At 64.1% G+C, this 26478-nt stretch carries 20 protein-coding genes and 1 pseudogene; 10 read left to right on the forward strand and 11 right to left on the reverse strand.

The features are described 5' to 3' along the window. Window positions 1-542: 542 nt before the first annotated feature. From J7396_RS12475 to J7396_RS12485, 3 genes are read right to left on the reverse strand one after another with little or no spacing between them, the layout of a single operon-like run. Window positions 543-1013 carry a DUF4265 domain-containing protein gene (locus J7396_RS12475; protein ID WP_209261526.1) on the reverse strand — a complete coding sequence of 157 codons (471 nt, stop codon included), beginning with the start codon at window positions 1011-1013 and terminating at the stop codon, window positions 543-545. After that, window positions 983-1828, reverse strand: a complete 846-nt coding sequence (locus tag J7396_RS12480) for an RHS repeat-associated core domain-containing protein (RefSeq protein ID WP_244669653.1) — start codon at window positions 1826-1828, stop codon at window positions 983-985. The genes J7396_RS12475 and J7396_RS12480 overlap by 31 nt, the downstream gene beginning before the upstream one ends. A 46-nt stretch (window positions 1829-1874) precedes the next feature. Then, window positions 1875-7328, reverse strand: coding sequence for an RHS repeat domain-containing protein (locus tag J7396_RS12485; RefSeq protein ID WP_244669649.1), 5454 nt, complete (start codon window positions 7326-7328; stop codon window positions 1875-1877). Between the two features lie 522 nt (window positions 7329-7850). Here J7396_RS12485 and J7396_RS12490 point away from each other — a divergent pair. Then, window positions 7851-9422, forward strand: coding sequence for an alkaline phosphatase D family protein (locus J7396_RS12490; RefSeq protein ID WP_008575967.1), 1572 nt, complete (start codon window positions 7851-7853; stop codon window positions 9420-9422). 18 nt (window positions 9423-9440) lie between these two features. Here the strand turns inward: J7396_RS12490 and J7396_RS12495 are convergent, their stop codons facing one another. Beyond that, window positions 9441-10037 carry a 4'-phosphopantetheinyl transferase superfamily protein gene (locus J7396_RS12495; protein ID WP_209261528.1) on the reverse strand — a complete coding sequence of 199 codons (597 nt, stop codon included), beginning with the start codon at window positions 10035-10037 and terminating at the stop codon, window positions 9441-9443. A 126-nt stretch (window positions 10038-10163) separates the two neighbouring features. Here J7396_RS12495 and J7396_RS12500 point away from each other — a divergent pair, with 126 nt between their 5' ends. Beyond that, window positions 10164-10415, forward strand: coding sequence for a GlsB/YeaQ/YmgE family stress response membrane protein (locus tag J7396_RS12500; protein ID WP_209261529.1), 252 nt, complete (start codon window positions 10164-10166; stop codon window positions 10413-10415). Between the two features lie 61 nt (window positions 10416-10476). Here J7396_RS12500 and J7396_RS12505 read toward each other — a convergent pair whose 3' ends face one another. The 5 genes from J7396_RS12505 to J7396_RS12530 all read right to left on the reverse strand — a co-directional run bounded on the left by J7396_RS12505 (window position 10477) and on the right by J7396_RS12530 (window position 15889). Beyond that, window positions 10477-10914, reverse strand: a complete 438-nt coding sequence (locus J7396_RS12505) for a GFA family protein (protein WP_008575974.1) — start codon at window positions 10912-10914, stop codon at window positions 10477-10479. Beyond that, the gene (gene xth / locus J7396_RS12510; protein WP_209261530.1) at window positions 10911-11690 is read right to left on the reverse strand and encodes an exodeoxyribonuclease III; all 780 of its coding nucleotides are present in this window, start codon (window positions 11688-11690) and stop codon (window positions 10911-10913) included. Before xth ends, J7396_RS12505 begins: the two co-directional genes overlap by 4 nt. A gap of 688 nt (window positions 11691-12378) precedes the next feature. Then, entirely contained in the window at window positions 12379-14106 is a 1728-nt protein-coding gene (locus tag J7396_RS12520; protein ID WP_209261531.1) for a cation acetate symporter, read from the reverse strand. Next, window positions 14103-14420, reverse strand: coding sequence for a DUF485 domain-containing protein (locus J7396_RS12525; protein ID WP_008575982.1), 318 nt, complete (start codon window positions 14418-14420; stop codon window positions 14103-14105). Before J7396_RS12525 ends, J7396_RS12520 begins: the two co-directional genes overlap by 4 nt. 86 nt (window positions 14421-14506) lie before the next feature. Then, window positions 14507-15889, reverse strand: coding sequence for a DcaP family trimeric outer membrane transporter (locus tag J7396_RS12530; protein ID WP_008575984.1), 1383 nt, complete (start codon window positions 15887-15889; stop codon window positions 14507-14509). 296 nt (window positions 15890-16185) lie between these two features. Between J7396_RS12530 and acs the strand changes: the two genes are divergently transcribed. Beyond that, complete coding sequence (gene acs, locus J7396_RS12535; protein ID WP_008575986.1) at window positions 16186-18129, forward strand: acetate--CoA ligase; 1944 nt, start codon at window positions 16186-16188, stop codon at window positions 18127-18129. A gap of 286 nt (window positions 18130-18415) precedes the next feature. Next, a complete protein-coding gene (locus tag J7396_RS12540) occupies window positions 18416-19084 on the forward strand; it encodes a response regulator transcription factor (RefSeq protein WP_008575987.1) in 669 nt (222 codons plus the stop codon). Window positions 19085-19373: 289 nt separating this feature from the next. On the opposite strand, the gene J7396_RS12545 is transcribed toward J7396_RS12540, so the two are convergent. Next, the gene (locus tag J7396_RS12545; RefSeq protein ID WP_209261532.1) at window positions 19374-20282 is read right to left on the reverse strand and encodes a DUF4424 domain-containing protein; all 909 of its coding nucleotides are present in this window, start codon (window positions 20280-20282) and stop codon (window positions 19374-19376) included. Between the two features lie 553 nt (window positions 20283-20835). Between J7396_RS12545 and J7396_RS12550 the strand changes: the two genes are divergently transcribed. After that, window positions 20836-21399, forward strand: coding sequence for a TlpA disulfide reductase family protein (locus tag J7396_RS12550; protein ID WP_008575992.1), 564 nt, complete (start codon window positions 20836-20838; stop codon window positions 21397-21399). Between the two features lie 3 nt (window positions 21400-21402). Then, window positions 21403-21606 carry a hypothetical protein gene (locus J7396_RS12555; protein WP_005922076.1) on the forward strand — a complete coding sequence of 68 codons (204 nt, stop codon included), beginning with the start codon at window positions 21403-21405 and terminating at the stop codon, window positions 21604-21606. Window positions 21607-21814: 208 nt separating this feature from the next. Here the strand turns inward: J7396_RS12555 and J7396_RS12560 are convergent, their stop codons facing one another. Further along, window positions 21815-23437, reverse strand: a complete 1623-nt coding sequence (locus J7396_RS12560) for a family 43 glycosylhydrolase (protein ID WP_071117428.1) — start codon at window positions 23435-23437, stop codon at window positions 21815-21817. Window positions 23438-23509: 72 nt separating this feature from the next. Here J7396_RS12560 and J7396_RS12565 point away from each other — a divergent pair. The 4 genes and pseudogenes from J7396_RS12565 (at window position 23510) to J7396_RS12580 (ending at window position 26390) form a co-directional block, all read left to right on the forward strand. Beyond that, a pseudogene (locus J7396_RS12565) lies at window positions 23510-23747 on the forward strand (hypothetical protein). Beyond that, window positions 23744-24754 (forward strand): aldo/keto reductase, encoded by a 1011-nt coding sequence (locus J7396_RS12570; protein WP_008576000.1) that lies wholly within the window; start codon window positions 23744-23746, stop codon window positions 24752-24754. Before J7396_RS12565 ends, J7396_RS12570 begins: the two are co-directional and overlap by 4 nt. After that, window positions 24751-25623 (forward strand): amidohydrolase family protein, encoded by an 873-nt coding sequence (locus J7396_RS12575; protein WP_008576002.1) that lies wholly within the window; start codon window positions 24751-24753, stop codon window positions 25621-25623. The genes J7396_RS12570 and J7396_RS12575 overlap by 4 nt, the downstream gene beginning before the upstream one ends. Then, complete coding sequence (locus J7396_RS12580) at window positions 25620-26390, forward strand: SDR family oxidoreductase (protein ID WP_008576004.1); 771 nt, start codon at window positions 25620-25622, stop codon at window positions 26388-26390. The genes J7396_RS12575 and J7396_RS12580 overlap by 4 nt, the downstream gene beginning before the upstream one ends. Window positions 26391-26478: the final 88 nt, after the last annotated feature.

Consider the following 26478-nt stretch of genomic DNA (forward strand, 5'->3'; position numbering starts at 1 on the left):
TGAATTGCGGGGAGTCGACAAAAATTTCCGCCAGTGGTCGTATCAGCGGTCACCGGGTCCACTGACAGGAACCGTGGAATCTGCGGGTCATATTAGGGCTGAACACTCTGACCCGACGCGGATTCCGCCTACTGCTGCGATCAACCCTAGACGCGATCAAGCCCGCCGCCGCATTTCGCCCTTGAAGCACCTCTCGCGATTCGTAAAAACGCCTTAAAGCGACTTTCGGCTAATTCAGTGACACAGGTTAAGACGCGGCGCACCGCTGCCGCACACCGTCGGCCCCGGCGACCGGCCCACCGCCGCCGACGTGGTGCAGGTCTATCGCGACGTGGAAGAGGCTGACAAGGTGCACCTGTGCGGCTGGCGCGACAACACCGTGCGCAGGGAACGCGTCAGCGAGCCAACCTGGCCAAGCCCGCCGCCTGCTCGGCCAGAACGCCTACGCTCTGTGCCGACGGCGCCACCTCAGCACCTGCTGGACCGACGATCCCAGACGCGCCATGCCGCTAAGTTGCCGACGCTCTAGTCACAAGCCGACTTCAGCCCTGCCTAAGAATCGGTTCCTCGAAGTCGATTCGGCCAGCGTCCGCTTCCACTTGAAGATACGTTTGAACATCTCCCAAGCTGACGCTGAAGGGAATGCTCACCGCCATGAGATTGTGTTCACGTAAATACTCCGTGGAGCATCCCATAGCCACAAGACGTTCACTGACAGCATCGACGCAATCCCGATCAAAGAACACAACCCTCACCAGAGAATTTTTTGACCGGTGCACCAAACTATCGAACCAGCGATTTCCATCTTCTTCACGCACCCGCACCGTATCCCCGATTGTCGCAGTGCGGACAAAAAATGGAACGTTGTCGATAACGTATTCATTGGGCTTTGCACTAGGCTCAGCCCACAAAGATTCCACCGCAAGATGAGGATAACCATCCTCATCTTGCTCCAATTGAAAATGGACCCTAACCCGAACATTCACATCTTGTCTCCCTTCTGCAAATTGCATTCGCGGCAAAGCACCTGTCCGTTATCAGGCGATCCATTCCCGCCCTTGGACTGCGGGATTACGTGGTCGACATGGGTTTCGTTCTTCGGCGGAGTCACACCAGCACGACTTTGCTGAGCGGGCACTGTTGCCTGACCACAATTCGAGCATTTCGTTTGTCCGCCGCTCTTTGCTGCGTTATCGGCTTTGACTTCGGCTTTACCTGCACGAGTGAACCGCTTACCGGCCCTCTCACCGCCAGCAGCCCCCTTTACTGCATCATCAACCTTATCGGCAGCTTTAGCCACATCTGCTGCGTGGGAGCCCGCTCTAACAGCAGTTCCTAATCCTGTCGCGAATGGCACCACCGCACCGACAACATCGGCCCCCAATGCACCAGCATTCGTCCAACTCGGCTCTGTCGCCAGCGCATAAATGTCGTAGGCAATAAACCCGATATCGGCAATGGTGTCGATGATCCGACCGTCGGGGTCCTTGAACTTGTAGGGGTTGCTCGCAGCGTAGTTGTAGCGGTTGAAGTTCCAACCGTTGCGCGTATCAGCGACAACCGGATCGACCGACAGGAACCGTGGAATCTGCGGGTCGTAATACCGCTGCTGCATATAACTCAGCCCGGTAGTCGCATCAGTGACATGTCCGGTATATCCCGGCCCGTCTACCACGGCCTTGTTCACCGTTGCTCCATACGGCTCATACACCGTCCGCTCGGTCACATTGCCCGCGGCGTCGGTAATCGCCACCGGTGAGCCCAGTGCGTCGGTGTGGATGTACTCCACCGTCTGCGCACGACCGGCACTGGGCCAGGTCAGGGCCATCAGCAGTGCCGCGATAGTCGATAGTTGCTTCAGCATCCTGGCGTCCTCAGTCCATCTTGCTCTGGGTGACCGGGAACGGCGGGTTCGACCATGGCGAACAGCCACCTGCGTTACACGCGCGCACCTTGTACTCATAGGCACAGTAAGCGTTGCCGTTGGCGCTGACGTAGGTCTTGGCCCCTGCGTAGAGCGCCTTGCCGGCGTTGGTCTGCAGCTGGTACTCCACGGCATCGGCCACCGCCGACCAGCCCACTTCGCACCAGACCTGATACGGCGCAGTGCGCGTGGTCAGCCAGTTCGCCAGTTGCATGGTCGGGGTAGCTGGCGGCGGGAAAACCGTTACCGTAACGATGCCCGAAGTCGGTCCGCAACCGGCAAAGTTGCAGGCCCTGGCGCGGTAGCCGTAACTGCCCTTGCCCTTGCTGGTCGCGAAGCTGGCGCCGCCGCCGACGTAGACCAGCGTCCAGCCACCGCCATTGACGCTTTCTTCCAGCTGGAAGCTCTCGCTGCCAGCAGGCGTGCTCCAACTCACCGTATACGCGTTACCCGACACCAGCGCCGGAGCCGACAACGAGGGCTCCAGAGTCGGCGGGGCGATGACCTGCACAGACACGTTGCCGGACCAGCCGCCGCAGCCGGCACGATTGCACGCTGCCACGCGGTAGGCGTACATGCCCACCCCACGGGCGCCGGTTCCGAACGTCTGCTGTGCGCCCTCCTGCAGCGTGGACCACGCACCGCCGTTGGCGCTCTCCTGGAATACGTAGCGGTCCGCGCCGCCGACCGCCGACCAGTTGACCGTAAAGCCCGCAGTGGTGGCGCGAGCCGGAGCACTCACCGCCGGCGTGGCTGCGGGGGGATAGACCACGCTGACGCTACCACTGGCACTGTAGCCGGTGCAGCCGATGGGATTGCAGCCGCGCACACGGTAGGTATAGACGCCCGCCGTGCGTGTGCCGAACGTCTTGGACAGGCCGGCGCCCGAGTAGCTCTGGCTCCAGCCGCCGCCTGCAACGCTTTCCTCCAATTCGTAACGGGTAGCACCCGCCGACGTGGACCAGCCAACGCTGTAGTTGCCGTTGTCGCCAAACGGCGGCACCGACACCGCCGGCACCGTCGAGGGCGGCAGTTCGATCGCCACCGTGGCGGTATTGCTCCAGCCGCCACAGGTGTCGCGGCAGGCACGAACACGGTACTGAAAGCTGCCGGTCGACCTTCCGCTGACGGTAAACGTCAGCGCGCCCGCGTTGTAGATGCCTGTCCAGCTTCCACCGCCTGCGGCTTCCTGCAATTCGTAACGCGTTGCCGCGCCCACCGCGTTCCAGCTCAGGGCATAGGTGCCCTGATTGACGTAGCCGGGGCCACTCAAAGCTGGGACATTTGGCGTCAGACTGCCGGATACCCTGGCCACCAGGCTGCCATTGAGTTGGATGTAGTCGACGTCCTTGCCGGTGCGCTCGTTGCGCTGCTGCCGCAGGACGCCAGCAGTATCGTAGAAGGAGTAGATCGCGCCGCCGGCCGCTGCCTGGGCGCGGATACGCCTACCCTGCGCATCGTACTCATAGGCCTCGACCGCGCCGACCTGGCGCAGGCGGTTGCCATAATCGAAGTCATAGGCCACGCCGTTGCGGTTGTTCAGATTGCCCTGCACGTCGTAGCCCAACCCGATCAGGGTCGCGCCGCTTACTGCATCGACCACGTTGGTCAGGCGATTGCTGCCATCGTAGAAATGCGTGCGATCTCGCGTACCCACCTTGGCCGTACGCAGATTGTCCAACACGTCATAGCTGTAGCTGGCGCCGCCGAATGCAGCCGAGGTTACGGTCTTCAGCCGGTCCAGGCCGTCGTAGGCCATGTCGCGGCTGCTGTTGCCGCCGGGCACACCGTCGCTGATAGCCACCACGTTGCCTGCAGCATCGTAGTCGTAACCATCGTCGAGCACCGCTGTGCCGCCAGACAGATCGGTACTGCGATCGGGAAGTCCACGGATGTTCTGCACCAACGTGTGCACGACGCCATTGCCATAGACGAACCGCGACATGCTGCCGTTGGCGTAATAGGTGACATCGGAAGCAAAGCTGCCCGCACGCGTAGGGCGACCCAGCGGATCGGGCGCATAGTCCACGACACGGCCACCCGGATAGGTATGGCTGGCCAGTGCGCCATTGGCATCGTAGGCGTAGGCCATGGTCTTGACGCCAAGCTCGACGTGCTGCTGCGACTCCTGCACCAGCAATCGCCGGCGGTTGTACAGATAGGTGTTCACCACCGGCAGTGCAGCGGAGGTGTTGAAGGTGCTGACCGAGGCAGGCAGGCCGTCTGCCGTATAGGACCAATCCTGATTACCCCGACCGTCGGGAAAGCGCAGCTGGGTCAGGCGGTTACGCGGGTCATAGCTGCGCACCGCAGCGCGCCCGCTGGATTGAGCCGCTGCGGTATCGCATTGGCTCGGGCTGCTCAGCGCAGTACCCGACGCCGACCAGGCGAGGTTGCCGGCAGCATCATAATCCTGCACGGTGGCACCGGACTCCGGCTCGATGGTCTTGCAAAGCCGCTGGTACGCATCGTAAACATAGCGCCGCGTGACCTGCTGACTGCCGTCGGCGTTGCGCCGGGTGATTGCAAGCGGGGATCCAAACACATCGCGCTGGATTTCGGTAAGCACGCCCTCCGGTTGCGCAATGCTCAGTGGCGTGTCGTAGTCCGGACCGCTGTAGGCCAGATAGCGGGTTGTCGTGGCCAAGCCGCGCGCGTTGGTCACGCGCACGCTCAGATCGCCGAGGTACGCCGTGTTTGTGACCAACGGCCAGAGCTCGGATGTTTGCGACAGACTGACCGCCCGCCCAAGCGCATCGTAGCTATAGGATGTTCCTGGAAGGGATTGATTGACATCGCTCACCGTGCGCGAAGGATACGAAATGAACGATTTTTGCCCGCTGACATCGTAGCGGGTGACGATCGCACTGTCGGTTTGCCCTTGCGCCAACTCGGCCGTCAATACCGGGCGAAACAACGCATCCAGATAGGTCTGTGTCGTGTGCCCTCCTTGCGTGCGACTATGCAGCCAATGTCCCGCGGGCAGACCAAGATTGGCGGTGCCGATGCGTTGTAGTGCAAAGGTCACGCCATTCCATGCCGTGCTGTCGTCTCGCGGATATTGGATCGACGCCAGCCGGCCCATGCCGTCATAGCTATAGTTGGTGGTGAATCCATTCTCGTCGGTCAGCGCGGCGATCCACCCGTTGTCGTCGATCGCTGCCGATCGCAGTGCCCCGTTAGGAGCTTCGGCGGTGCCCGGGAACCGGATCAGCTGCGGCACTCCGAACTTCCAACTGCTGAGCAAGGTCGCGTTGCCCCGTCCGTCGCTCACGCTGGCAACCGTTCCGTCGGCGGCGTAACCGACGCTTTGCACAAGCCGCCCGAAGGCGTAGAAACGCACCGGCAATCCGGTTGCCGTGTCGAACTCGGTGCGACTGCGCTCGACGCCTGCGACCGCCTCCTGCTGGTCCTGCCCCATCAACCAAAGCGCGGTATTGTCGTAGTAGGACTTGGCGGTGGTACGACTTTGCCCGGCGGAATTTGACTCCACCGCCGAGGTCTCGCGTGCCAATGCATCGAAGCCGGTCACCTGCCGGGTGAACTGGACACCGTCCTGTATCGTGCTGGTGTTCTGCACGGGACGGTTGCCGTGCGACATGATCTCGTCGCTTCCGTAGACATAGCTGTTGCCAGCCGATGCTGGAAATGATGCGCCCGCAAGTTGCGACTCGGGGATGTAACTGGTGGTCTCGACTTTGACAGTGGCGCCATTGCGCATCGTCGCCACACCCAGCAAGCGTCCATCGTTGTAGCGGACTTCCTTACCGAACTCGTAGCGTTTGACCGTGCCATCGGGGCCGGTCTCCACCGTGAACTTATGCTCGGCGTTGCCAGTTGGATACAGCGGCCAGTTGGCGAGCGTGACGTCGCGGTCGTAGCGTCCACCAAGATTGAGATACTCGTATTGCCATTGTGCGGTCGGCAACGCAGGCCCGGAGATGGTCTTAGACTTGAGGGTGTAAGCGTCGCGATACAACGGCGTCTGGTTCCAGCCCTCTTCCAGCGTGCCGTTCTCGCCATTTTCCTGACAGTCGAAACGCACGCCCATCCGCCCATGCCGGATCGGGCGAAGGCGAAAGGTTCCCACTGCACCGGATGGATGGTTGACTGTGTAAACGGCCTCGTTATCGATAAAGATGCCCATCTTGGCGCATAGATCCATGCGCACTCGATAATTGGATTCGGGCTCGTTCTGGGTTTGCGGCTGCTTGTAGACCAGCGCGGGCGGGATGATGTTGTAGCCCCATGCCGTCCCATCCGGCAGCGTGACGGAGAGCAGCCTTGAGGTTGTCCCGTCGTACTGGTAGGTCCATTGACGCGTGCCACTTGTCACACTGGCAATACGACCCGCGCTGTCGTACGCCAACCCAATGCTACGACCATCGTTGGAATAAATCCGCTGCAACTGAGCGCCACTCCAGTCGTAACGCACCCAGTTACCGAAGCGGTCCACGATCTGGCTGGGGTACAAGAGCACCTTATTGCGGCGCAGCACCGCATGCGTATCAGGCCCAAGGCTTTGCTTGTGCGCCGGATCGTTATGGTCTCTCACCACCATCCAATCGAAATAGTACTTGTTGCCATCGGGAGCATGGCCGACGAATCCCTGGCCTGGCTGTCCGCTCTTCAAAGCGCTTAAACAGGAGAAAAACCAGCCATCCTTGGTATTCCAACGTGTAGGCTCGGCAATGTTCGGCCTGACCTGACGCACATCGCCGGAGGCGCCAAGCAGTTCGCCGCCTCCACCTCCGGGCAGTGAGAGCCGGTTGCCATCCCAGTACTCGTAATCGGCAAAGTCGACGTCATAGGTTCCCCGGACATTCTTGATCCTGACAACCGGTGGCACGCCAACACTCGCACAGCGTTGCGCCGGCGCCCAATAACCCGCGGCGACCGTGACGCTGTCGTTTCCGAACACTCCGGAAAGCGAAGGGATATCCAGTTCCCAGTCACCGAAAGCCAGATTGCGCTTGGGGTTGGTTGGATCGAGCTTGCGACCGATGGACACTGGCAAACCGCTATTGCCGGGTAAGGACAGCTCAGTGGCCGAGAAGGACACCGCGCCGTCATAAAGGTTGACGGATTCGCCGAAGATGTCGCCTTTGAGCGGCTCGACCAATTCCGCATATTTCAGCCGATTGCCGTATTCCTCGTGCCAGCTGGGAATCTCCGCATGCAGCGCAATAGATGAGGACCCCAACGCGATTCCCAGTAGCCAGCAATAGCTGGCGACGAAGCGCTTCGCATCATTTCCCTCACTCCTTGCCCAGAGCCTATTCAACGTGCCCCCAGACACGCGCTGCGTCCTGCTCATCCCTGACCCCTGTAATTGATTGAAAATTTCCCCAAGACCGCCGCCCCGGCCGATGAGTCGGCTGATGCATCGCGCAATGCGCGACAACCTCTTCCCTGGATGCACCTAGCGAGTCTGCTTATATGATCCAAGTCTCGTCAAGAACCAATATTCAGTCAAACATAAACACATGTGGCGACTAATTTATTTCTGCGCTCTGAACTTTTTGAAGACCGTATAAATTCTGTGGCAGTCGCAGGAATTTATCTATGCGTTTTCAGGCATATGCGCTTGGCTAGCGGTACTGGCAAATTTCCAGACGGACACTGGTCAAATCGTTGTGCCTCCCAGAACATTTGCGACAACGCATCCGGCCAGCCTTACGCTCAATTGCGTTAATAGTTGCACGTCTCACAACTTTTACGACGAAAGGTATTCAGCCACTTCGTTCCTATGCTCTGACACGGCCGAATGAACACGACTAGCAGATGACGGAGGTGGCCCAACCAACGGAGCTGTCTGGCGGATCAGCAACCCATCCTGGAATCGATTATCCGCACCCACATCGACACGTGGCGGTAAGACGGCGGCGCTATATCTGGAAGTCGAAGTCAAGCGTTCGAGGATCCCATGACTGTCTCCGATCCCGCCCGTCGCCGCATCCTGCAAGGCTTGGGTGCCGGTGTGTTGCTGCCGGCCACTGCCGCTTGGTCTGCGCGCAGCCTGGCCGCGCCGTCGGGACGACCCACCATCACCGACGGGGTGCAGAGCGGCGATGTGCTGGACGACCGCGCGATGCTGTGGAGCCGTGCCGACCGCCCGGCGCGGTTGCGGGTGGAATGGGACACCCGCCCAAGCCTGCGTCAGGCGCGGCGCGTGGACGGCACGATCGCATCGGCGGCGCACGACTTCACCGCACGTGCGGACCTGAGCGGCCTGCCACGCGACCAGGACATCTTCTATCGCGTGCGTTTCGAAGATGCCGACAGCGGTGTGTTGAGCGCGCCCGTCCACGGCCATCTGCGCAGCGCACCGCAGGCGCGTGGCGATGTGCGCTTTGTCTGGAGCGGCGACACGGTTGGCCAGGGCTTCGGCATCAACCCGGACATCGGCGGCATGCGCATCTACTCGGCGATGCGCGAGCGCAATCCGGATTTCTTCCTGCACAGCGGCGACACCATCTACGCCGACAGCCCGATCCCGGCCGAGCTGACGGTGGAAGACGGCAAGCGCTGGCGCAATCTCACCACCGCGGCCAAAAGCAAGGTGGCCGAAACGCTGGACGAATTTCGCGGCAACTATCGCTACAACCTGCTCGATGCGCACGTGCGCCGCTTCAATGCCGAGGTGCCGCAACTGTGGCAATGGGACGACCACGAAACCACCAACAATTGGTCGCCCGGCAAGCAACTGGATGCGCGCTATCAGGTGCGCGACATCGACGTGCTGGCCAGGCGCGCCCGCCAGGCGTTTCTGGAATACGCGCCGATGCGCGGCGTGCGCGCCGACGGCAGCGGGCGTATCTACCGCAAGATTGCCTACGGCCCGTTGCTGGATGTGTTCGTGCTGGACATGCGCAGCTACCGCGGCGCCAACAGCGACAACCTGCAACCGCGGCCCGGTCCCGATGCCGCGTTTCTCGGGCCGGAGCAACTGGCGTGGTTGCAGCGCGAACTGGCCGGCTCGCGCGCGCAATGGAAGGTGATTGCCGCCGACATGCCGATCGGCCTGCAGGTGCCAGATGGCGAAGATGGAAACGGGCGCCCGCGCTGGGAGGCGATTGCCAATGGCGACCCCGGCGTGCCACGTGGCCGCGAACAGGAAATCGCCACGCTGTTGCGCTTCATCAGCCGCGCACGCATCCGCAATACGGTGTGGCTCACCGCCGACGTGCATTACTGCGCGGCGCACTACTATCACCCCGATCGCGCCGCGTTTCAGCAGTTCGAACCGTTCTGGGAATTTGTCGGCGGCCCGCTCAATGCCGGCAGTTTCGGGCCCAATGCACTGGATGCCACGTTCGGCCCGAGCGTGGTGTTCCAAAAAGCGCCACCTGCGCCCAACACCTCGCCGCTGGCCGGTTACCAGTTCTTTGGCGAAGTGGACATCGATGGCCGCAGCGGCGTCCTCACGGTGACGTTGCGCGACCTGGATGGGGTGGCGCAGTTCCGTCAACCGATTCTGCCGCACGGCGTGGCGTAGGCCCACGCAGCGGACGGGTTACGCGCCCGCCAACGGATGGAACGCCAATGCCGCGCGACACTCCGGAGCAGCCCACCATTCGTGCAGCTGCCAGTGTTCGGCCTGGCCAAGTTCCGGATCGCACCACTGCAGGCGCAGTGCGCCGTCGGGCGCGGGCGCATACGCAAGCCGGTGCAAGCCGAACGACAGGCCATGCCCATGGGCCTTGAGCAAGGCTTCCTTGGCGCACCACAGCCGGAAGAACAACGCGTGTTGTGCGTCCGGCGCCAGCGCAGCGAGCAAGGCGATTTCATCGCGATGGAAGAAGCGTTGCGCGATCTCCAGCACACGCGGGCGCGCACGAATGCGTTCCAGATCCACGCCCAGTCGCACGCCCTGGCCCAGCCCTACCAGCAGATAGTCGCCGCTGTGGCTCCAACCGGTATCGCGGTCGGGCAGCGCCGGCTGCAACGAGGGACGCCCGCGTGCATCGCGCTGCAATGGCACCACTGCCGGGTCGATGCCCAAGGCCGGGCCGAGCAGCTGACGCGCCTGCGGCTCGCCACGCTCGCCGGGGCGGTGCGGGCGTAGCCACAGCTGCACCGGGCCAACCTGCCAGCTCGCATGCGCTGTCACGCGCCGTGCACCAAGCCGAACATTCGGCCACATCGTTCATCGCGCTCGACAGCTGCTTCACGCGCAGCTGCGTTGAATGGCGCCCATGCACCACTTCCGGTGCACGCGAACATGGAGATCAGCAACATGGGCATCATCATCTGGTTGATCGTCGGCGGCATCGTGGGTTGGCTGGCCAGCATCATCATGCGCCGCGACGCGCAGCAGGGCATCATCCTCAATGTGGTGGTGGGCATCGTGGGCGCACTGATCGCCGGTTTCCTGTTTGGTGGCGGCATCAACCAGGCCATTACGCTGTGGACCTTCGTGTGGTCGCTGGTGGGTGCGGTGATCTTGCTGGCCATCCTCAATCTGGTGACCCGCGGCCGCCTGCGCTAACGCAGCGCCTCACACAGCTCTCGCGTCGCGCAACGCCCGGGCCTGCCCGGGCGTTGTCGTTTCAGCCTTTCGCGGCAATGCGATCGGCCGGGTGGTGCACGCCGTCTTCCACCGGCACGGCGATGTTCAACGCATACGGATTGACGCCTTCCAGGCAGCCGACGTTATAGCCGTATTCATTGGGATTGGAGCGGCGCCGGTGATGGGTGTAGATGCCGCACACGCCGCAGAAATAATGCGCTGCGGTCTGCGTGTTGAATTGATACAGCTGCAGCACTTCCTCGCCCTGCACCACATGCAGGCCATCGAGGGTGACCGACGCGACGATGGCGCCGCGCCGGCGGCACATCGAGCAATCGCAGCGGCGTGGATCGAGCAGGCCATGCGGCAGATCCAGATCGATTTGCACTGCACCGCAGTGGCAACTCAGGCGATGCACCGGCCCCAGCGTGACATCGCCCACCTTGTGCGTGCTCCGACGCAGATGCCGCTCGCTCATGCGCCGACCTCCGCCAGCCGCACCCACGCCGGCGCATGGTCACTGGGCCGCTCCCAGGTCCGCGGTTCGCGATCGATGCCCGATTCCACCGCGCGCGTGCGCAACGCGTCCGAGATCAGGGTCAGGTCGATACGCAAGCCCAGATTGCGGCGGAAACCGGCCTGGCGGTAATCCCACCAACTGAAGTGCTCGGCGTCCTGGTTGTGCAACCGGAACGCGTCGTGCAAGCCCAGCGCCAGCAGTTTGTCCAACGCGGCGCGCTCGTCGGTCGAGGTGAGGATGTGGTGCTCGTTCCACACCGTTGCATCGTGCACGTCGCGCGCGTCCGGGGCGATGTTGAAGTCGCCCAGCACCACCAGCTGCGGGTACCGCTGCAGCTCCTGCGCGATCCAGTCGTGCGCTGCGGCGAGCCAGCGCAGTTTGTAGGCGTACTTGTCGGTGCCCACGTCCTGGCCGTTGACCACATACAGATTGATGATGCGCACGCCATCCACCGTGGCGGCGATGACGCGCTGCTGCACATCGTCGAGCCCGGGGATGCCCATCTGCACGTCAACTGCCGGCGAGCGCGACAGGATCGCCACGCCGTTATAGGTTTTCTGCCCGCAGAACACGCTGCGGTAGCCCAGTGCCGCCAGCGCTGCATCGGGGAACTTGCGGTCTTCCAGCTTGGTTTCCTGGATGCCCACCACATCCGGCGCAAACGCGGCGAGCCACTGTTGCAGGTGCGGCAGGCGCACATTGAGCGAGTTGACGTTCCAGGAGGCAATCTTCATGGCGCGGACCGTGGTTCAAACCACCAATGGTACCGCGCCATGCGTCGCCCTCAGGACGGTGGAGCCCGGCGTGGCGGAACCGGGCTATTCCGCCACGCGCTGCCGTGCCGTGTGTGGGAAGGCGCGCGTGCCGGCCTGGCGTGCGTCATCGACGCCACCCTGTGAGCTGGCGCACTGGATCAGCGCAACTGACGCGCTTGCCGCCGACCGTTGGCGAGCGGCCTGCGCCTATGCGCGGGCGCTGCCGGTCGGGCGCCGCCGCCCGTGAGCGAAGGCACGAGGCGGGCACCTGCACCGGACAGCCGCCATCATTCAATCACTTGGCGTGAAGCAACCCGCCCGGTCGAAGTGGATAAGTTGGCCTGACCCCCATGAGACCGCCGGCCATGCCGTCATCCGCCGCAGTCGCGTCGCCACCGCAGTCGCCTGCCTTCCCCGGCCTGAGCCTTGACGAGCGCGACATGCTCGACCGCCTGCGTCTGGCCGGCCTACTCACCCGTGCCGACCTCAGCCGTGGCACCGGAGTGTGCACGCACCACCGCGAACACGCAGCCACCTGGGCCAGGTCCGTGCGGGCATCTCGCACATGTCCCTGGCCGGGCCGCCCCAACAGCGGCCGCATCGCCAAAACGCAGAACGCCGGCACTGGGCCGGCGTTCTGCGATCACAGCAACCATCAACCCGTCGATCAATGACCGGAGGCGCCACTGGCACCCAGGCCGGTTTCGGCACGGATCTGCTGCGCCTTGAAGGCAGCGCGTTCGTTGGCGGCCTGCGGGCTGCGATCCAGCACCGAGAACAACCAGATGCCGACAAAACCAATCGTCATCGAGAACAGCGCCGGCGAGGTGTACGGGAACGGCGCCGAGCCGGCCGCGTTGCCCAGCGTGTCCACCCGCACCGACGGCGACAGGATCGTCAGCACCAGCGAGGAGATCAGGCCGAGGAAACCACCGGTCACTGCACCACGGGTGGTGCAGTTCTTCCACAGCAACGACAGGATCAGCACCGGGAAGTTGGCCGAGGCGGCGATGGCGAAGGCCAGCGACACCATGAAGGCCACGTTCTGCTTCTCGAACACGATGCCCAGCAGCACCGCGATCACGCCCAGCACCAGGGTGGTGGCACGCGAGACCTTGAGCTCCGAACCAGGCGCCGGGTTACCCTTCTTGAGCACCGTGGCATACAGGTCATGCGACACCGCCGAGGCGCCGGACAGGGTCAGGCCGGCCACCACCGCCAGGATGGTGGCGAAGGCCACCGCCGAGATGAAGCCCATGAACACGTTGCCGCCCACCGCGTTACCGACCAGCACCGCCGCCATGTTGGCCGCGCCCTTGCCGCCGTGGATGGTGCCGGTGGCGACATCGGCGAACTGCGGGTTGGTCAACACCAGTGCGATCGCACCGAAGCCGATGATGAAGATCAGGATGTAGAAGTACCCGATCCAGGTGGTGGCCCACAGCACCGACTTGCGTGCCTGCTTGGCATCGGGAACGGTGAAGAAGCGCATCAGGATGTGCGGCAGGCCGGCGGTACCGAACATCAGCGCCATGCCGAAGGAAATCGCCGAAATCGGGTCCTTGACGAAACCGCCCGGCCCCATGATCGACAAGCCTGCTTTTGCTGCATCCTCGGGCGAAGCGCCACCGCTGGCCGCGACCGCGGTTTTCACCCGCACGCCTTCGGCAAACAGCGCCTCGAAGCTGAAGTTGAAATGCCACATGATCGCCACGGCCATGAAGGTCACGCCGGTCAGCAGCAGCACGGCCTTGATGATCTGCACCCAGGTCGTTGCGGTCATGCCGCCGAACAACACGTAGATCATCATCAGCACGCCGACCAGGGTCACCGCCACCCAGTAGTCCAGGCCGAACAGCAACTTGATCAGCGCACCGGCACCGACCATCTGTGCGATCAGATAGAACAGCACCACCACCAAGGTGCCCGACGCCGCAAAGCTGCGGATCGCCGTCGGCGCGAAGCGGTAACCGGCCACGTCGGCGAAGGTGTACTTGCCGAGGTTGCGCAGGCGTTCGGCCATCAGGAAGGTCAGGATGGGCCAGCCGACCAGAAAACCGATCGCATAGATCAGGCCGTCGTAGCCGTTGGCCATCACCGCAGCGGTGATGCCCAGGAACGACGCCGCCGACATGAAGTCGCCAGCGATCGCCAGGCCGTTCTGGAAACCGGTGATGCCACCGCCAGCGGTATAGAAGTCGGCGGCCGACTTGGTCTTGGCCGCCGCCCATTTGGTGATCCACAGGGTGGCCAGCACGAAGAAGCCGAACATGGCGATCGCCACCCAGTTGGTGGGCTGCTTGTCGACCTGGCCCAGGTCGCCGCCGGCGGCCAGCGCGATGCCGGCAGGCATCAGGCCGGCCAGGATCAGGAGAAGGCGCGAAATCTTGCTCATTTGCGGGCTTCCTCCAGGATCTGCGCGGTCAGCTGGTCGTAGGTGTTGTTGGCGCGACGCACGTAGATGGCGGTGATGACGATGGTGAACACCATCACTCCGATCGCGATCGGGATGCCGATCGAGGTCACGCCGGCACCGATCGGCTTGGCGAGGAATTCCTTGTCGAAGGCAATCAGGCCGATGTAGCCGTAATAGGCCAGCAACATCAGTATGGTGAGCGTCCAGCCCAGCGTGTTGCGCTGACGCTTGAGTGCGTGGTACTTCGGATTGGCATCGATCTTGGCGATCAACGCGTCATTCGAGACGGTCATGGTCTGTCTCCTGGTAGAGCGCTGGTAAGACATAAGGCGGCGATGCCCGCTCCACCGCAGTGGAGCAGGCCGCCAGTGGCAGAACGCTAGAAGCTGTACTTGGTGGTGAACTGCAGCCGCGAAATGTCGCCGCTGTCGCCGTTTTCGGCTTCGCGACGGCCGTACATCAGCTCGGCGCCCACATCCACCTTCGGCAACGGCGAATAGAACACGTTGGCGCGAATGCTTTGCTGGGACTTGCTGGCAAGCCCACCGGTATTGGCCAGCGAATGGTCGTAATTCACGCGCGAGTACATGAGGGTGCTGCGCAGCTTGGCGTTGTAGTCATGGCGCCAGGCCACCCAACCGGCAACCGTGGTGACGGTCTGGATATTGCCGTCGATGTCGATCTCCACATCCGAGCCGTTGCCCAGGCCCAGATAGCGTCCCAGGCCCTCGCCGTAGCTGAGCTGGTAACGCAGATCGTTCTTGGAGTTGATGATCCAGCGGCCGCCGCCGGCGATGGCACCGCCGAAGTCGGTGTCGTTGGTCAGCGCGCTGCGGGTGCGGTACTGGCGCGCAATGGCCGACAGACCGAAGGTGCCCCAGGTGCCCTTCCAGTTGTAGCGTGCAGTCAGGTCCGGCATCGCGCCATGGTCCGAGGCCAGGATGGTGTTGCCGCCCTGGTACGGGGTGGTCAGCGTCTCGGGGTTTTCGGCCGACACGCTGAAAGCGCCGCGGGTGTACCGGATCTGGGTCTGACGGCTGAACAACGCACCGTCGGTCGGCCCGACGATGTCGGCCGCTTCCGGCAGGATGGTGGGATCGATGAAGTTGGACCAGGTCTGACCGGCCAGCCAGTTGTTCCAGCTCATGTAGGCGTGCCGCAAGGTACCGCCATACAGATTGTTGACCTGGTTGGCCAGCGCGTTGCCGAAGAAATCCAGTTCGATGAAGGCGGTAAGCTTGTCGCCGTTTTCGGTGACGGTGTCCACGCCCAGATTGAAGCGCGAGAACTTGGCATGGAAGTCGGTATCGGTGCTGGACGCCTGCCCGCCGACCGGCGTCTGGGTCGGGATATACAGGTAACGCCCCACCGCACCCTCAGGCAATGCGCCGTCGCTGGTACGGGTGGTCATGAAGTCGGCCTTGATGAAACCACCGTAACGGAACGTTGTCCCCGGCAACGCGTTCGGCGTGATGCTGGTCAGCTGGATCGGCTTCTTGCCGGCCGGCACCGCCGGTGCAGGCGGCGTCTGCGCCTGCAAGGTGCGCACTTCGGTGACCTGCGTCTGCGTCTGCGCGATCTGGCCCTGCTGCTGTTGCTGCGCAGACACCAGCATCTGGACCTGGCGCTCGAGCTCGGCGATGCGCGCTTCCAGTGCCTTTTCCTTGGACGTCTGGGCGAACGCAGCGCCCGGCAAAATGGTGGCCACGAACAAGGCGGCCGCCAACGGATGGCGCACCAGCGGTGCAATACGGTGTTTCATGGAACCCTCTCCCCAATGAAGGCCTCGCGCTTGATGGCGATGCTGTGCGGAGCGTGAGGCAGTCCGCGCTTCGGAGCCTATTCGCCTTTGGTCGTAGCTGCAACGCAGCATTGCGCAAGATGACCGATGGTCGCACCGCAGCACGCCTGGCATGTGCGTTGGCGCACTCACCCCGGTTACGACCATGGTCTAAGGCGCCGTTGACCGCCGGGACAGAATGGATGCGGCACACTGATTGTCTACCGAGGGCAGCCGCAACGCCCTCTTCCGACAAGTTCATCGCAAGTGAGGGTGCCATGGCTGATGTTTATCCCGTCGATCCCGCGTTCGCCGCCGATGCGCGCGTGACGCGCGAGCAGTACGCCGCGCTGTACCGCGAATCGATCGAACACCCCGAACAGTTCTGGGGCAAGGCCGCGCAGCGGCTCGAATGGTTCAAGCAACCCACCCAGATCAAGGACGTCAGCTACGCGCTGGACGACTTCCATATCCGCTGGTTCGGCGATGGCGAGCTCAACGCCAGCGTCAACTGCCTGGACCGCCAGCTGGCCACACGCGGCGACAAGACCGCACTGCTGTTCGAACCCGACAGCCCGGATGCGGCCTCCTACCCGGTCACCTACCGCGAGTTGTACGAGCGCGTCTGCAAGCTGGGCAATGCGCTGCGCAACCTGGGCGTCAAGAAGGGCGACCGGGTCACCATCTATCTGCCGATGATCGTCGACGCCGCTGTGGCCATGCTCGCCTGCGCGCGCATCGGTGCGGTGCATTCGGTGGTGTTCGGCGGCTTTGCTGCCAACTCGATCGCCGACCGCGTGATCGATTGCCAGAGCAAGCTGATCATCACCGCCGACGAAGGCCTGCGCGGCGGCAAGAAGATTCCGCTCAAGGCAAATGTCGATGCAGCGCTGAAGATTCCCGGCACCGATACGGTGGAAACCGTGCTGGTGGTGCGCCATACCGGTGGCGCAGTGGAGATGCAGGCACCGCGCGATCGCTGGTTCCACGATGTGGTCGACGGCCAGCCGGCCGAGTGCACACCCGAGCGCATGAACGCCGAAGACCCGCTCTTCATCCTCTACACCTCCGGCTCCACCGGCAAACCCAAGGGCGTGTTGCACACCACCGCCGGCTATCTGTTGTTTGCCAGCTACACGCATGAAGTGGTGTTCGACCTGCGCGAGGACGACATCTACTGGTGCACCGCCGACGTGGGCTGGGTCACCGGCCACAGCTACATCGTCTATGGCCCGCTCGCCAATGGCGCCACCGCGGTGATGTTCGAAGGCGTGCCCAATTACCCGAACGTGTCGCGCTTCTGGGAAGTGATCGACAAGCATCAGGTCACCATTTTCTACACCGCACCCACCGCGATTCGCGCGCTGATGCGCGACGGTGCGGAACCGGTCAAAAAGACCTCGCGCAAGAGCCTGCGCCTGCTTGGCAGCGTTGGCGAGCCGATCAATCCGGAAGCCTGGCGCTGGTATTACGAGGTGGTCGGTGACAGCCGTTGCCCGATCGTGGATACGTGGTGGCAGACCGAAACCGGCGGCATCCTGATTTCGCCGCTGGCCGGCGCGGTCGATCTCAAGCCGGGCTCGGCCACCTTGCCGTTCTTCGGCGTGCAGCCGGCGCTGGTCGATGCCGAAGGCAAGATTCTGGAAGGCGCCACCGAAGGTAATCTGGTGCTGCTCGATTCGTGGCCGGGCCAGATGCGTAGCGTGTACGGCGACCACCAGCGCTTTATCGACACCTACTTCCGCACCTATCCGGGCAGCTACTTCACCGGCGACGGCTGCCGTCGCGATGCCGACGGCTACTACTGGATCACCGGCCGCGTGGACGATGTGATCAATGTTTCCGGGCACCGCATCGGCACCGCCGAAGTGGAAAGCGCGCTGGTTTCGCACCCCAAGGTCGCCGAAGCGGCCGTGGTGGGCTTCCCGCATGACGTCAAGGGCCAGGGCATCTATGCCTACGTCACCCTGATCGCCGGGCAGAGCCCGAGCGAAGACCTGCACAAGGAATTGGTCAGCTGGGTGCGCAAGGAGATCGGCCCGATCGCCTCGCCCGACCACTTGCAGTGGGCGCCCGGCCTGCCCAAAACCCGCTCGGGCAAGATCATGCGCCGCATCCTGCGCAAGATCGCCGAGAACGCGCCCGACCAGCTCGGCGACACCTCCACGCTGGCAGATCCGTCGGTAGTGGATTCGCTGGTCAACGAGCGCTTGGCGCGCTGACGCGCCGGGAATGGGGAATCGGGAGTAGGGAATCGGTAGAGCGGTTCCCTGATTGCCGAGAGGGGGATGGCGAGGGGGTTCGCAAGCGGCTCCGTTCTGCCAGCCCTCGCCATCGGCCGATGTCCTTCAACGCTGTCCAATTCGCTCCTGTGTTCTTTTGCTGTCGTTTGCTGCTCGTGCGGTTCGTTGCCCCTGCTTTCTTTGCTGCCTGCTTGCCACGTCTGGCGTTGCTGTTTCTGTTGCCTTTGCCATTCCCGATTCCCCACTCCCGATTCCCGGCCCCCCAATGACCACCCTGCTCATCGCCGACGACCATCCCCTGTTCCGTGAAGCCTTGCGCGGGGCGGTGCAGCGCGTGATGCCGGGGGTCGAACTGTTCGAAGCCGATAACGTGGATGCGCTGTACACCCTGGCCGATGCGCAGCCGGACGCCGATCTGCTGCTGATGGATCTCAACATGCCCGGCGCACAGGGATTCAGCGCGTTGGTGCACATGCGCTCGCTGCATCCGCAGTTGCCGGTGGTGGTGGTCTCCGCACGCGAAGAGCCCACGGTGATGCGGCGCGCGATCGACCACGGCGCGTTCGGCTTCATTCCCAAATCCGCCGATTCGGACACCATCGGGCGGGCGCTGGCCACCGTGCTCGATGGCGAGCGCTGGATCCCGGCCGAAGCGCAAAACCTGCCGCCGACCGACAGCGAGGAACGCGAGGTTGGCCAGCGTCTGCGCGATCTCACGCCACAGCAATTTCGCGTGTTGCAGATGCTGGGCGCGGGGCGCCTCAACAAACAGATCGCCTACGACCTGGGCGTATCCGAAGCCACCATCAAGGCCCATGTCACCGCAATCCTGCGCAAGCTCGGCGTCACCAATCGCACCCAGGCAGTGCTGATGGCCGGCAAGCTCGCCATCGATGCCGACGGCATCGTGCTGCCGCCGCCGGAAGAAGACTGACGCGCGCAGGTGTAGGGCTGCGTGCGTTGGGGTTGATCGGTAACGCTGGGCCGCGTCCGGGTGCGCTCGTGCCCGTGCTCCCGCCACCTCGGCCGTCATCGGTGGTGGGCAATCGACGGACGTGCCATGCAACGCAGCGTGGCACCAACGTAGGAGCGCACCTGGGCACGATGCGCGTTCTCGGCAACGCTTCATTTGCAGAAGACAACCGATGCGCGTTGGCGCATACGATCGTGGTGAGCGTTGCAAGACGCTTCGTCGCGCCCGGCTGCCCTGCTGCTTGTCCGGTTTATTCCGGTGCGCGCACGAACAACACGTTCAAATCGCGCATCGGCACGAAGTTGGCCTGCTTGAACTGGAAGGTCAGCGGGTCGATCTTTTTCAGGTCGCCGTCGAAACACAGGCTCAGGATGTCGCTGGCCGCCTGCTTGCGGATGGTCAGCTGGAAGTCCTTGATCGGGCCGTTCCAGTTCTTGCCGGTCGTGAGCACGTAGCGCAGGTTGGCCCATCCCAACCCGTACTTGCCCTCACGACGCTGCATGCTGGCTTTGGTCGCCGGTTCGATGCAGGTGTCTTTTGCATACGCCTTCAGCAAATAGCTGCTGGGCTGCGGGACGCCGGTAGACAGGCTGGGTGTGTAGGTGTGGCGGATCTGCACGCTTGCCTTGGCAGGAAATTTCTGCTGCCAGACGAAGTAGGCGTTGAGCGTGAAACGCGGTTGCCCATCGCCATCGACCCAGCGCGCGGGCAGCGGCTTGCGCCCCGTCGGCGGCGTGGCCGATTCGGTGAACGCGGCAACATCGTCCTGGGTCCAGCCGGTGGCGGCGAACGCGGTGGAGATGTCGCTGCCGTCATCCAGCAGCACCACCAGCTTGCGCGTGGTGGCAACCGGTTTGCCGTCGGCCCAGAGCTTGAAATCGCTCAGCGCATTATGGTCGGCCATGCCGAAGTACATCGGCGGCATCGGGAAGGCCACCGGCACGCTCAGGTCGCGCTCGCTGGTGTTGGTGAACACATAGTCCACTTGCACGCGTTCTTCGCTGAGCAACAGCGCTTCGCGGTCCATGCTGATGTCGGGCTGATGCAGCAGGCGGATGGTGCCATTGTCGTCGCCGAAACTGCTGTCATTGGCCTGTGCAGCACTGCAGGCACACAGTGCCAGCACACACAGCCGGACGGAAAACGCCATTGCACGCATGAGGTGATCCTTGAAAGACCGGCGTACCCGCGCGCCGGGCCGCACAGCATGCCACGCGCGGGCTCGACCGAATGGTGGGCAGCGCGTCGCGCGACGCGTGCGGCAATGGCGCAGGGTCTGATGTGTTTGTGGTGCTGTCGTGCTTGCTGGTGGCGTTGGCCTGGCCTACGGATCAGCCTGCACGCGAGGCGACGCACCTCGACCGTCCACAGGCGCTCGCTCGCCTTGGTGGCGGCGTTGCTGTGGGGCCCGCTTAGCGTGCTGGGTGATTTGAACGCGCCAGTGCGCTCGCACCGTCATCCGGCCTTCCCTACGCTTGCCACGCCAATGCCGCATGCACGCTTCCATGGCGCGCTGATTGCGCAAATGCCAATCGCGACACCACGCGTCAGTGACAAGCCCAAGCGCGGGGGCGTGATCGCATCCACAACCGCAGACCGTGCGACATCGCAGTTGTCGATATCACCATTGACCATGAGCTGATGCCTGGGCAAGGCTCGAGCACCAAGGACGCTTTGGAGCTGGCATGGCGCGACGTTTCCCCTGGCTCTGGATGGGCCTGCTGGTGGCCTGTGCATTGATTGCGGTGCTGGCGTGGCAGAACCGGCAGCTACGCGTGCAGCAACACTGGCTGCAGACGCGCATCAGCACGCCGTATGACGGCATGTACGTGCCGCGTATCGAAGCGACCGATGGCGATGGCCGACGGCATCTGCTCGGTGCGCCGCATGGGCCGGCGCAGGTGCTGTTCTTTTTCACCACCACCTGCCCGTACTGCCAGCGCTCGGCACCGACCGTGCTGCGGGCAGCGCGGCAGCTGCAGGCCAACCTCCCCGGCCGGCCGCAGCTGCTGGGCGTGTGCCATTGTGATGCCGCGCAGGCTGCGCGCTACGCACATGTGCACGGTTTCGATTTCCCGGTGGTCACGTTGACCGATCGTCGCGCGCTGATGCTGTTCCGCGCACGCAACGTGCCGCTGCTGATGGCCATCGATGGGGAGGGGCGCGTGCGTCATTCGCATCTTGGCGTTTTCGATACCACGGAGCGGGTGCAGGACCTCGTTGCCGCCTTGCGCCGCACGGACGCGCCAGCGGCTTTTGCAACGGTGAAGGAGTAATGCATGAAGAAGCGTTGGGTAAGCTTGCGTAGTGCGTTGATGGCAGCGACCTTTCTGGCCAGCACCGGCTTCGGTGCCTTCCAGGTGATGGCGGTCGATAACGCACAGCCGAAAGTCGAATCGTGTAGTGCATGGGCCTGCAAAGCCGAGTGTCCGGAATTCGGCGGCGACCTGGGCCAGGGCAACGTCTGCTACTGCTGCGGTTAACTGCGATCGATAGAGCGACCGCGTCGCTGCCAGATGGAGCAGGCCGGCGTACGGAATCGGCATGTACCGCGTATCCATGTCGATTCTTGACGCCGTCCGCATCCCGCTGACGCTGTGCGCAAGGCCTCGATGGTCGCTGTTACGCCTGACGGCGAGGTCCCCCCGGGCCTCGCCATTTGACTGTCACGCTGGGTGGCGTGATGCGCGCTCAGCTCAGCGCGCGATAGCGGAAATCGCGCAATACCACCTCGCCTTGCTGCGCGGCATACACGCCAAGCTGCAGGCTGAGAAAACCGCCGAACACGTTGTGATGGAATCCGGAGACTTCCATGCGGGTGGGGTGGCGCGTCCATTGCCGGCCTTCATCGACCGAATACTCGAACCCTACGACCTGGTGATCGTTGGTCAGCCGCACGCGAATGCGCCGATGCGTGTTGGGTGCGCGTGCCCAGACCAGTTCTTCGGAATATTCGTAGGTCTTCATGCTGTCGGCAGTGAAGCCGATGCCGACGAAGGCCTTGTGGTTATAGAACAACACAATGCCGCCTTCGGCATTGCCGACCAGTTCCAGCGTCACCTCTGCCATGTAGGCGCGATCGGGCACGCCGCAGGTCAGTGGCGTGCTGTCGATCGGCGAGCTGCCCGCACAGGCCAGCGTCAGCGCCTTGTTCGCGCGCCGCACCCGCGCCTGTTCGCCGGGCTTGGGCGCATGCAGGCTCCATTGGGTGCCGAACCTGTCGCTGGAAAAATCGTCGGACAACGCCAACCCCGTCGCCGGCACCATGCCGGCGGCAGGCACGCGTGCCGGTGTGCGTAATGGTTTGGACAGATCGCCGCCAGTGGCGCGAAACCAGCCGTCGGCCGTCCACTCGATCGGCTCCAGCAAGGTCTGCCGCCCCAGCGTGCGAAAGCCGTTTTCGTAGCCGTGATAGACCATCCACCAGTCGCCGCGCGGCCCTTCCACCAGCGTGGCATGCCCACGCGACCACCACGGCTCCTGGTCCGATTGGGTGCGCACCAGCGGGTTGCGCGGGCAGTGTTCCCACGGCCCATGCACCGAGCGCGAACGCGCGGCGATGACCATGTGCCCGGTCACCGGCCCGGCAGTGCCGCCGACGGCGGTGACCAGGTACAGCCACCCATCGTGCCAGGTCAGCTTGGGGCCCTCGGGCGCGAAATTCTCCACCACCCAGTGGTCGGGATAGCGCCACGGCGCGTAGGCCGGTTCCAGCTGTCCGTCGGTGGCCAGGCCGTCATCGCGCAGGCGTACCTTGCGGATGCCGTTGACGAACAGATAGCGCTTGCCGTCTTCGCCGACCACGTGACCGGGATCGATGCAGCCGGCGATCTTCAGGTCGATCGGTGCGCTCCACCGCCCGCGGATGTCGTCGGCCCAGATCACGAAGATCGACCAGCCGGTGTCGTCCGGATTGGCCGGGATGTAGATGTAGTAGCGACCGTTGTGCTTGCACAGGTCCAGCGCCCAGATCGTGCCCAGCCCCTGATGCAACGCCGGGCCGATCGGGGTCCAGTTGACCAGATCGGTGGAATGCCACAGCACGATGCCCGGGTAGGAAAAGAACGACGAAAACGTCATGTAGTAGTCGTCGCCATCCTTGAGGATGGTGGGGTCGGGGTGATCGCCGGCCACGATGGGATTGAGATAGGTGCCGTTGCCCAGATCCGCCTTGCGCTGCCCCTCCACACCGCGCGCCCATGGCGGGGTGCCTGCGCACTGTGGCGTCGACGCCTGGGCCGCGGCCGCCAGCGGCGCGACCAGTGCGCCGGCAGCCAGCCCCTTGAACAAGTCCCGCCGTGTCGTGTCTGCCATGCGTCAGCTTCGTCGAAGAAGGCAGGTATCTAGCCGCACCGGCTTTCATGCCGCAACCGCAGGCCGGGCGTTATAGGAACTGGTCATGCCAGTTGCGAAATCCGACATAGCGCCGCCGGCCTCACGACGGTGTGCAGGCCCGGGCACCGCAATGCTGCACTGCAGCGTGATCTGTTCATTGATGATTGCCATATTCATATGCGAACAGTCCGGCACCTGCCGGATGGTGGACGTTGCAATGCTCAGCTTCTGCTCGACGGATTCTTCAAGCCCCCGCACCTGCGCCCTGCTCGCGGAGCGGCGCGCATGAGCGGCGTGGCGCGGCAGCGTCTGGGCGGCACGGACGTGCAGCTGTCTGCACTGGGCTTCGGTGCAGCCCCGATCGGCAACCTGTACACGGAAGTGGACGAAGCAGACGCACTGGCAGCGGTCGCAGGCGCGTTCGAGGCCGGCATTCGCCATTTCGATACCGCGCCCTACTACGGCTACGGGCTGAGCGAAGCGCGTCTGGGTCGTGGCCTGGCCGGTGTGCCGCGCGCGGACTACACGCTGTCGACCAAGGTTGGCCGTTGCGTCTACGACGACGCCCACGCCGTTGCCGGGCGCGACGGTTTTGCGGTGGCCGGGCGGCGTGCCGAGTTCGACTACAGCGCCGACGGCGTACGCCGGGCGTTCGACTCCAGCCTGCAGCGCCTGGGCACCGACTACATCGACGTGCTGCTGCTGCACGACATCGGCGCGCTGACCCACGGCGACAACCACGCCAACGTGCTGCGCCAGGCCTTGGAGGAGGCCTTGCCGGCGATGGCGGAGCTCAAGGCGGCCGGTGCCTGCGGGGCGATCGGGCTGGGCGTCAACGAGCAGGACGTAGCACTGGAGGTGTTGCCGCGTTTTCCGCTCGACTGCGTGATGCTGGCCGGCCGCTACACCCTGCTGGAACAGCACGGCGCGCGCGCGTTGCTGCAGCAGGCGCAGCAACGCGATGTGGCGATCCTGTCGGCCGGCCCGTACAGCTCCGGCCTGCTCAGCGACGCACGCGGCCCCGGCGCCACCTACAACTACGCCCCGGTCGATACCGCCACGCTGCAGCATGCGCAGCGGCTGTACGCGGCCTGCGCGGCGTTCGGGGTGGATATCGGCGCGGCCGCCTTGCAGTTCCCGCTGGCGCACCCGGCGGTGACCACGGTGGTGGCCGGCATGCGCACCGTGGCCGAAGTGCGATCGGCTGCCACGCGGCTTGCGGCTCCGGTGCCATCGGCACTGTGGCAACGCCTGCGCAATGAGGGCCTGCTCGCAGCGGAGTTGCCCACGCCATGAGCCGGGTCGACGCGCACCTGCATTTCTGGCACCTGGCCCGTGGCGATTACCACTGGCTGACGCCCGAGCTGGCACCGCTGTACCGCGACTTCGGCCCGGGTGACGTCAACGCTGCGCTGGACGCGGCCAATGTCGGTCAGGTGGTGGTGGTGCAGGCGGCCGCCACCGAAGCCGAGACCTGTTACCTGTTCGAGCTGGCCCGCGACGATGCGCGCATTGCCGGCGTGGTGGGTTGGGTGGACTTCGCTGCGCCCGATGCCGCTGCACGCATCGGCGCACTTGTGCATGCCGGCGGCGGCGTACTCAAGGGCCTGCGCCCGATGGTGCAGGACATCACCGACGTGCACTGGCTGGCCAGTCCCGCCCTGGATGCCGCCTTCGATGCACTGCTGGCGCACGATCTGGCCTTCGATGCGCTGATTCGTGCCGTGCATGTGCCGGCACTGCAGGCGCGCTTGAAGCGCCATCCGGGCTTGCGCGTGGTGGTCGATCACGGCGGCAAGCCGCAGATTGCGGCCGGCGAGTTCGTTGCCTGGGCCGCCGGCATGGCGGCCCTGGCGCAGCATCCCACTGTGCATTGCAAACTCTCCGGCCTGCTGACCGAAGCCGCGCGCGGCGCGGGCGTGGACGCGCTGGAGCCGTATGTGGCGCACCTGTTCGCCCGCTTCGGCGCGCAGCGGCTGCTATGGGGCAGCGACTGGCCGGTGCTGACCCTGCGCGCCGACTACGCGCACTGGTTCGCGCTCGCCCAGCAACTCGTCACCCGGCATGCCGCCGAGCACGCGGCAGCCATCTTCGGCGACAACGCACGCACGTTCTATCGTCTGCCACGGCCGGCGGCCCCCACCCACGGAACCTCATCGGTATGACTGTCTCGATCTCCACCACACCCAACACCCGCCTGCAGGGCAAGCGCTGCCTGATCACCGCCGCCGGCGCCGGCATCGGGCGCGAAAGCGCGCTGGCCTGTGCACGCGCCGGTGCACAGGTGATTGCCACCGACATCGACGCCGCGGCCTTGCAGGCGCTGGCCGCCGAATCCGATGCCATCACCACCCAGCTGCTCGACGTCACCGACGCCGCCGCGATCAACGCATTGATCGCCGCACACGGCCCGTTCGACGTGCTGTTCAACTGCGCCGGCTTCGTGCATCAGGGCAGCATTCTCGACTGCGACGAGCCGGCATGGCGCCGCTCGTTCTCGATCAATGTCGATGCGATGTACTACACCTGCAAGGCGGTGTTGCCGGGCATGCTCGAACGCGGCCGCGGCAGCATCATCAACATGTCCTCGGTGGCTTCCAGCATCAAGGGCGTGCCCAACCGCTTCGTGTACGGCGTGACCAAGGCCGCGGTGATCGGCCTGAGCAAGGCGATCGCGGCCGACTACGTTGCGCAGGGCGTGCGTTGCAACGCGATCTGCCCGGGCACCATCAAGACGCCGTCGCTGGGCGAACGCGTCAAGGCCCTGGGCGGCGACGAACAGGCGGTGTGGAAGAGCTTCACCGACCGCCAACCGATGGGCCGCCTGGGCGACCCACGCGAGATTGCGCAGCTGGTGGTGTACCTGGCTTCGGACGAATCGTCGTTCACCACCGGCCAGACCCACATCATCGATGGCGGCTGGTCCAACTGAGCACGGCAACGACGCATGCGGCCGCCCGCCACACACGCAGGCGCAGCGATCGCGTGACGCGATCTGTCGCATGTGTCTGCGTCAGGAT

It is taken from the genome of Xanthomonas sp. A1809, from assembly GCF_017746015.1.
GTDB lineage: Bacteria > Pseudomonadota > Gammaproteobacteria > Xanthomonadales > Xanthomonadaceae > Xanthomonas > Xanthomonas euvesicatoria.

What these genes read in the sequence shown, in the direction of transcription:
- J7396_RS12480 (WP_244669653.1), bottom strand. Translation starts at nt 1,828, where the DNA reads ATGGCCCTGACCTGGCCCAGTGCCGGTCGTGCGCAGACGGTGGAGTAC.
- J7396_RS12550 (WP_008575992.1), top strand. Translation starts at nt 20,836, where the DNA reads ATGGGCCTGCTGGTGGCCTGTGCATTGATTGCGGTGCTGGCGTGGCAG.
- J7396_RS12500 (WP_209261529.1), top strand. Translation starts at nt 10,164, where the DNA reads ATGGGCATCATCATCTGGTTGATCGTCGGCGGCATCGTGGGTTGGCTG.
- J7396_RS12575 (WP_008576002.1), top strand. Translation starts at nt 24,751, where the DNA reads ATGAGCCGGGTCGACGCGCACCTGCATTTCTGGCACCTGGCCCGTGGC.
- J7396_RS12520 (WP_209261531.1), bottom strand. Translation starts at nt 14,106, where the DNA reads ATGAGCAAGATTTCGCGCCTTCTCCTGATCCTGGCCGGCCTGATGCCT.
- J7396_RS12530 (WP_008575984.1), bottom strand. Translation starts at nt 15,889, where the DNA reads ATGAAACACCGTATTGCACCGCTGGTGCGCCATCCGTTGGCGGCCGCC.
- J7396_RS12505 (WP_008575974.1), bottom strand. Translation starts at nt 10,914, where the DNA reads ATGAGCGAGCGGCATCTGCGTCGGAGCACGCACAAGGTGGGCGATGTC.
- J7396_RS12525 (WP_008575982.1), bottom strand. Translation starts at nt 14,420, where the DNA reads ATGACCGTCTCGAATGACGCGTTGATCGCCAAGATCGATGCCAATCCG.
- J7396_RS12560 (WP_071117428.1), bottom strand. Translation starts at nt 23,437, where the DNA reads ATGGCAGACACGACACGGCGGGACTTGTTCAAGGGGCTGGCTGCCGGC.
- J7396_RS12475 (WP_209261526.1), bottom strand. Translation starts at nt 1,013, where the DNA reads ATGCAATTTGCAGAAGGGAGACAAGATGTGAATGTTCGGGTTAGGGTC.
- J7396_RS12545 (WP_209261532.1), bottom strand. Translation starts at nt 20,282, where the DNA reads ATGCGTGCAATGGCGTTTTCCGTCCGGCTGTGTGTGCTGGCACTGTGT.
- acs (WP_008575986.1), top strand. Translation starts at nt 16,186, where the DNA reads ATGGCTGATGTTTATCCCGTCGATCCCGCGTTCGCCGCCGATGCGCGC.
- J7396_RS12540 (WP_008575987.1), top strand. Translation starts at nt 18,416, where the DNA reads ATGACCACCCTGCTCATCGCCGACGACCATCCCCTGTTCCGTGAAGCC.
- J7396_RS12490 (WP_008575967.1), top strand. Translation starts at nt 7,851, where the DNA reads ATGACTGTCTCCGATCCCGCCCGTCGCCGCATCCTGCAAGGCTTGGGT.
- J7396_RS12555 (WP_005922076.1), top strand. Translation starts at nt 21,403, where the DNA reads ATGAAGAAGCGTTGGGTAAGCTTGCGTAGTGCGTTGATGGCAGCGACC.
- xth (WP_209261530.1), bottom strand. Translation starts at nt 11,690, where the DNA reads ATGAAGATTGCCTCCTGGAACGTCAACTCGCTCAATGTGCGCCTGCCG.
- J7396_RS12580 (WP_008576004.1), top strand. Translation starts at nt 25,620, where the DNA reads ATGACTGTCTCGATCTCCACCACACCCAACACCCGCCTGCAGGGCAAG.
- J7396_RS12570 (WP_008576000.1), top strand. Translation starts at nt 23,744, where the DNA reads ATGAGCGGCGTGGCGCGGCAGCGTCTGGGCGGCACGGACGTGCAGCTG.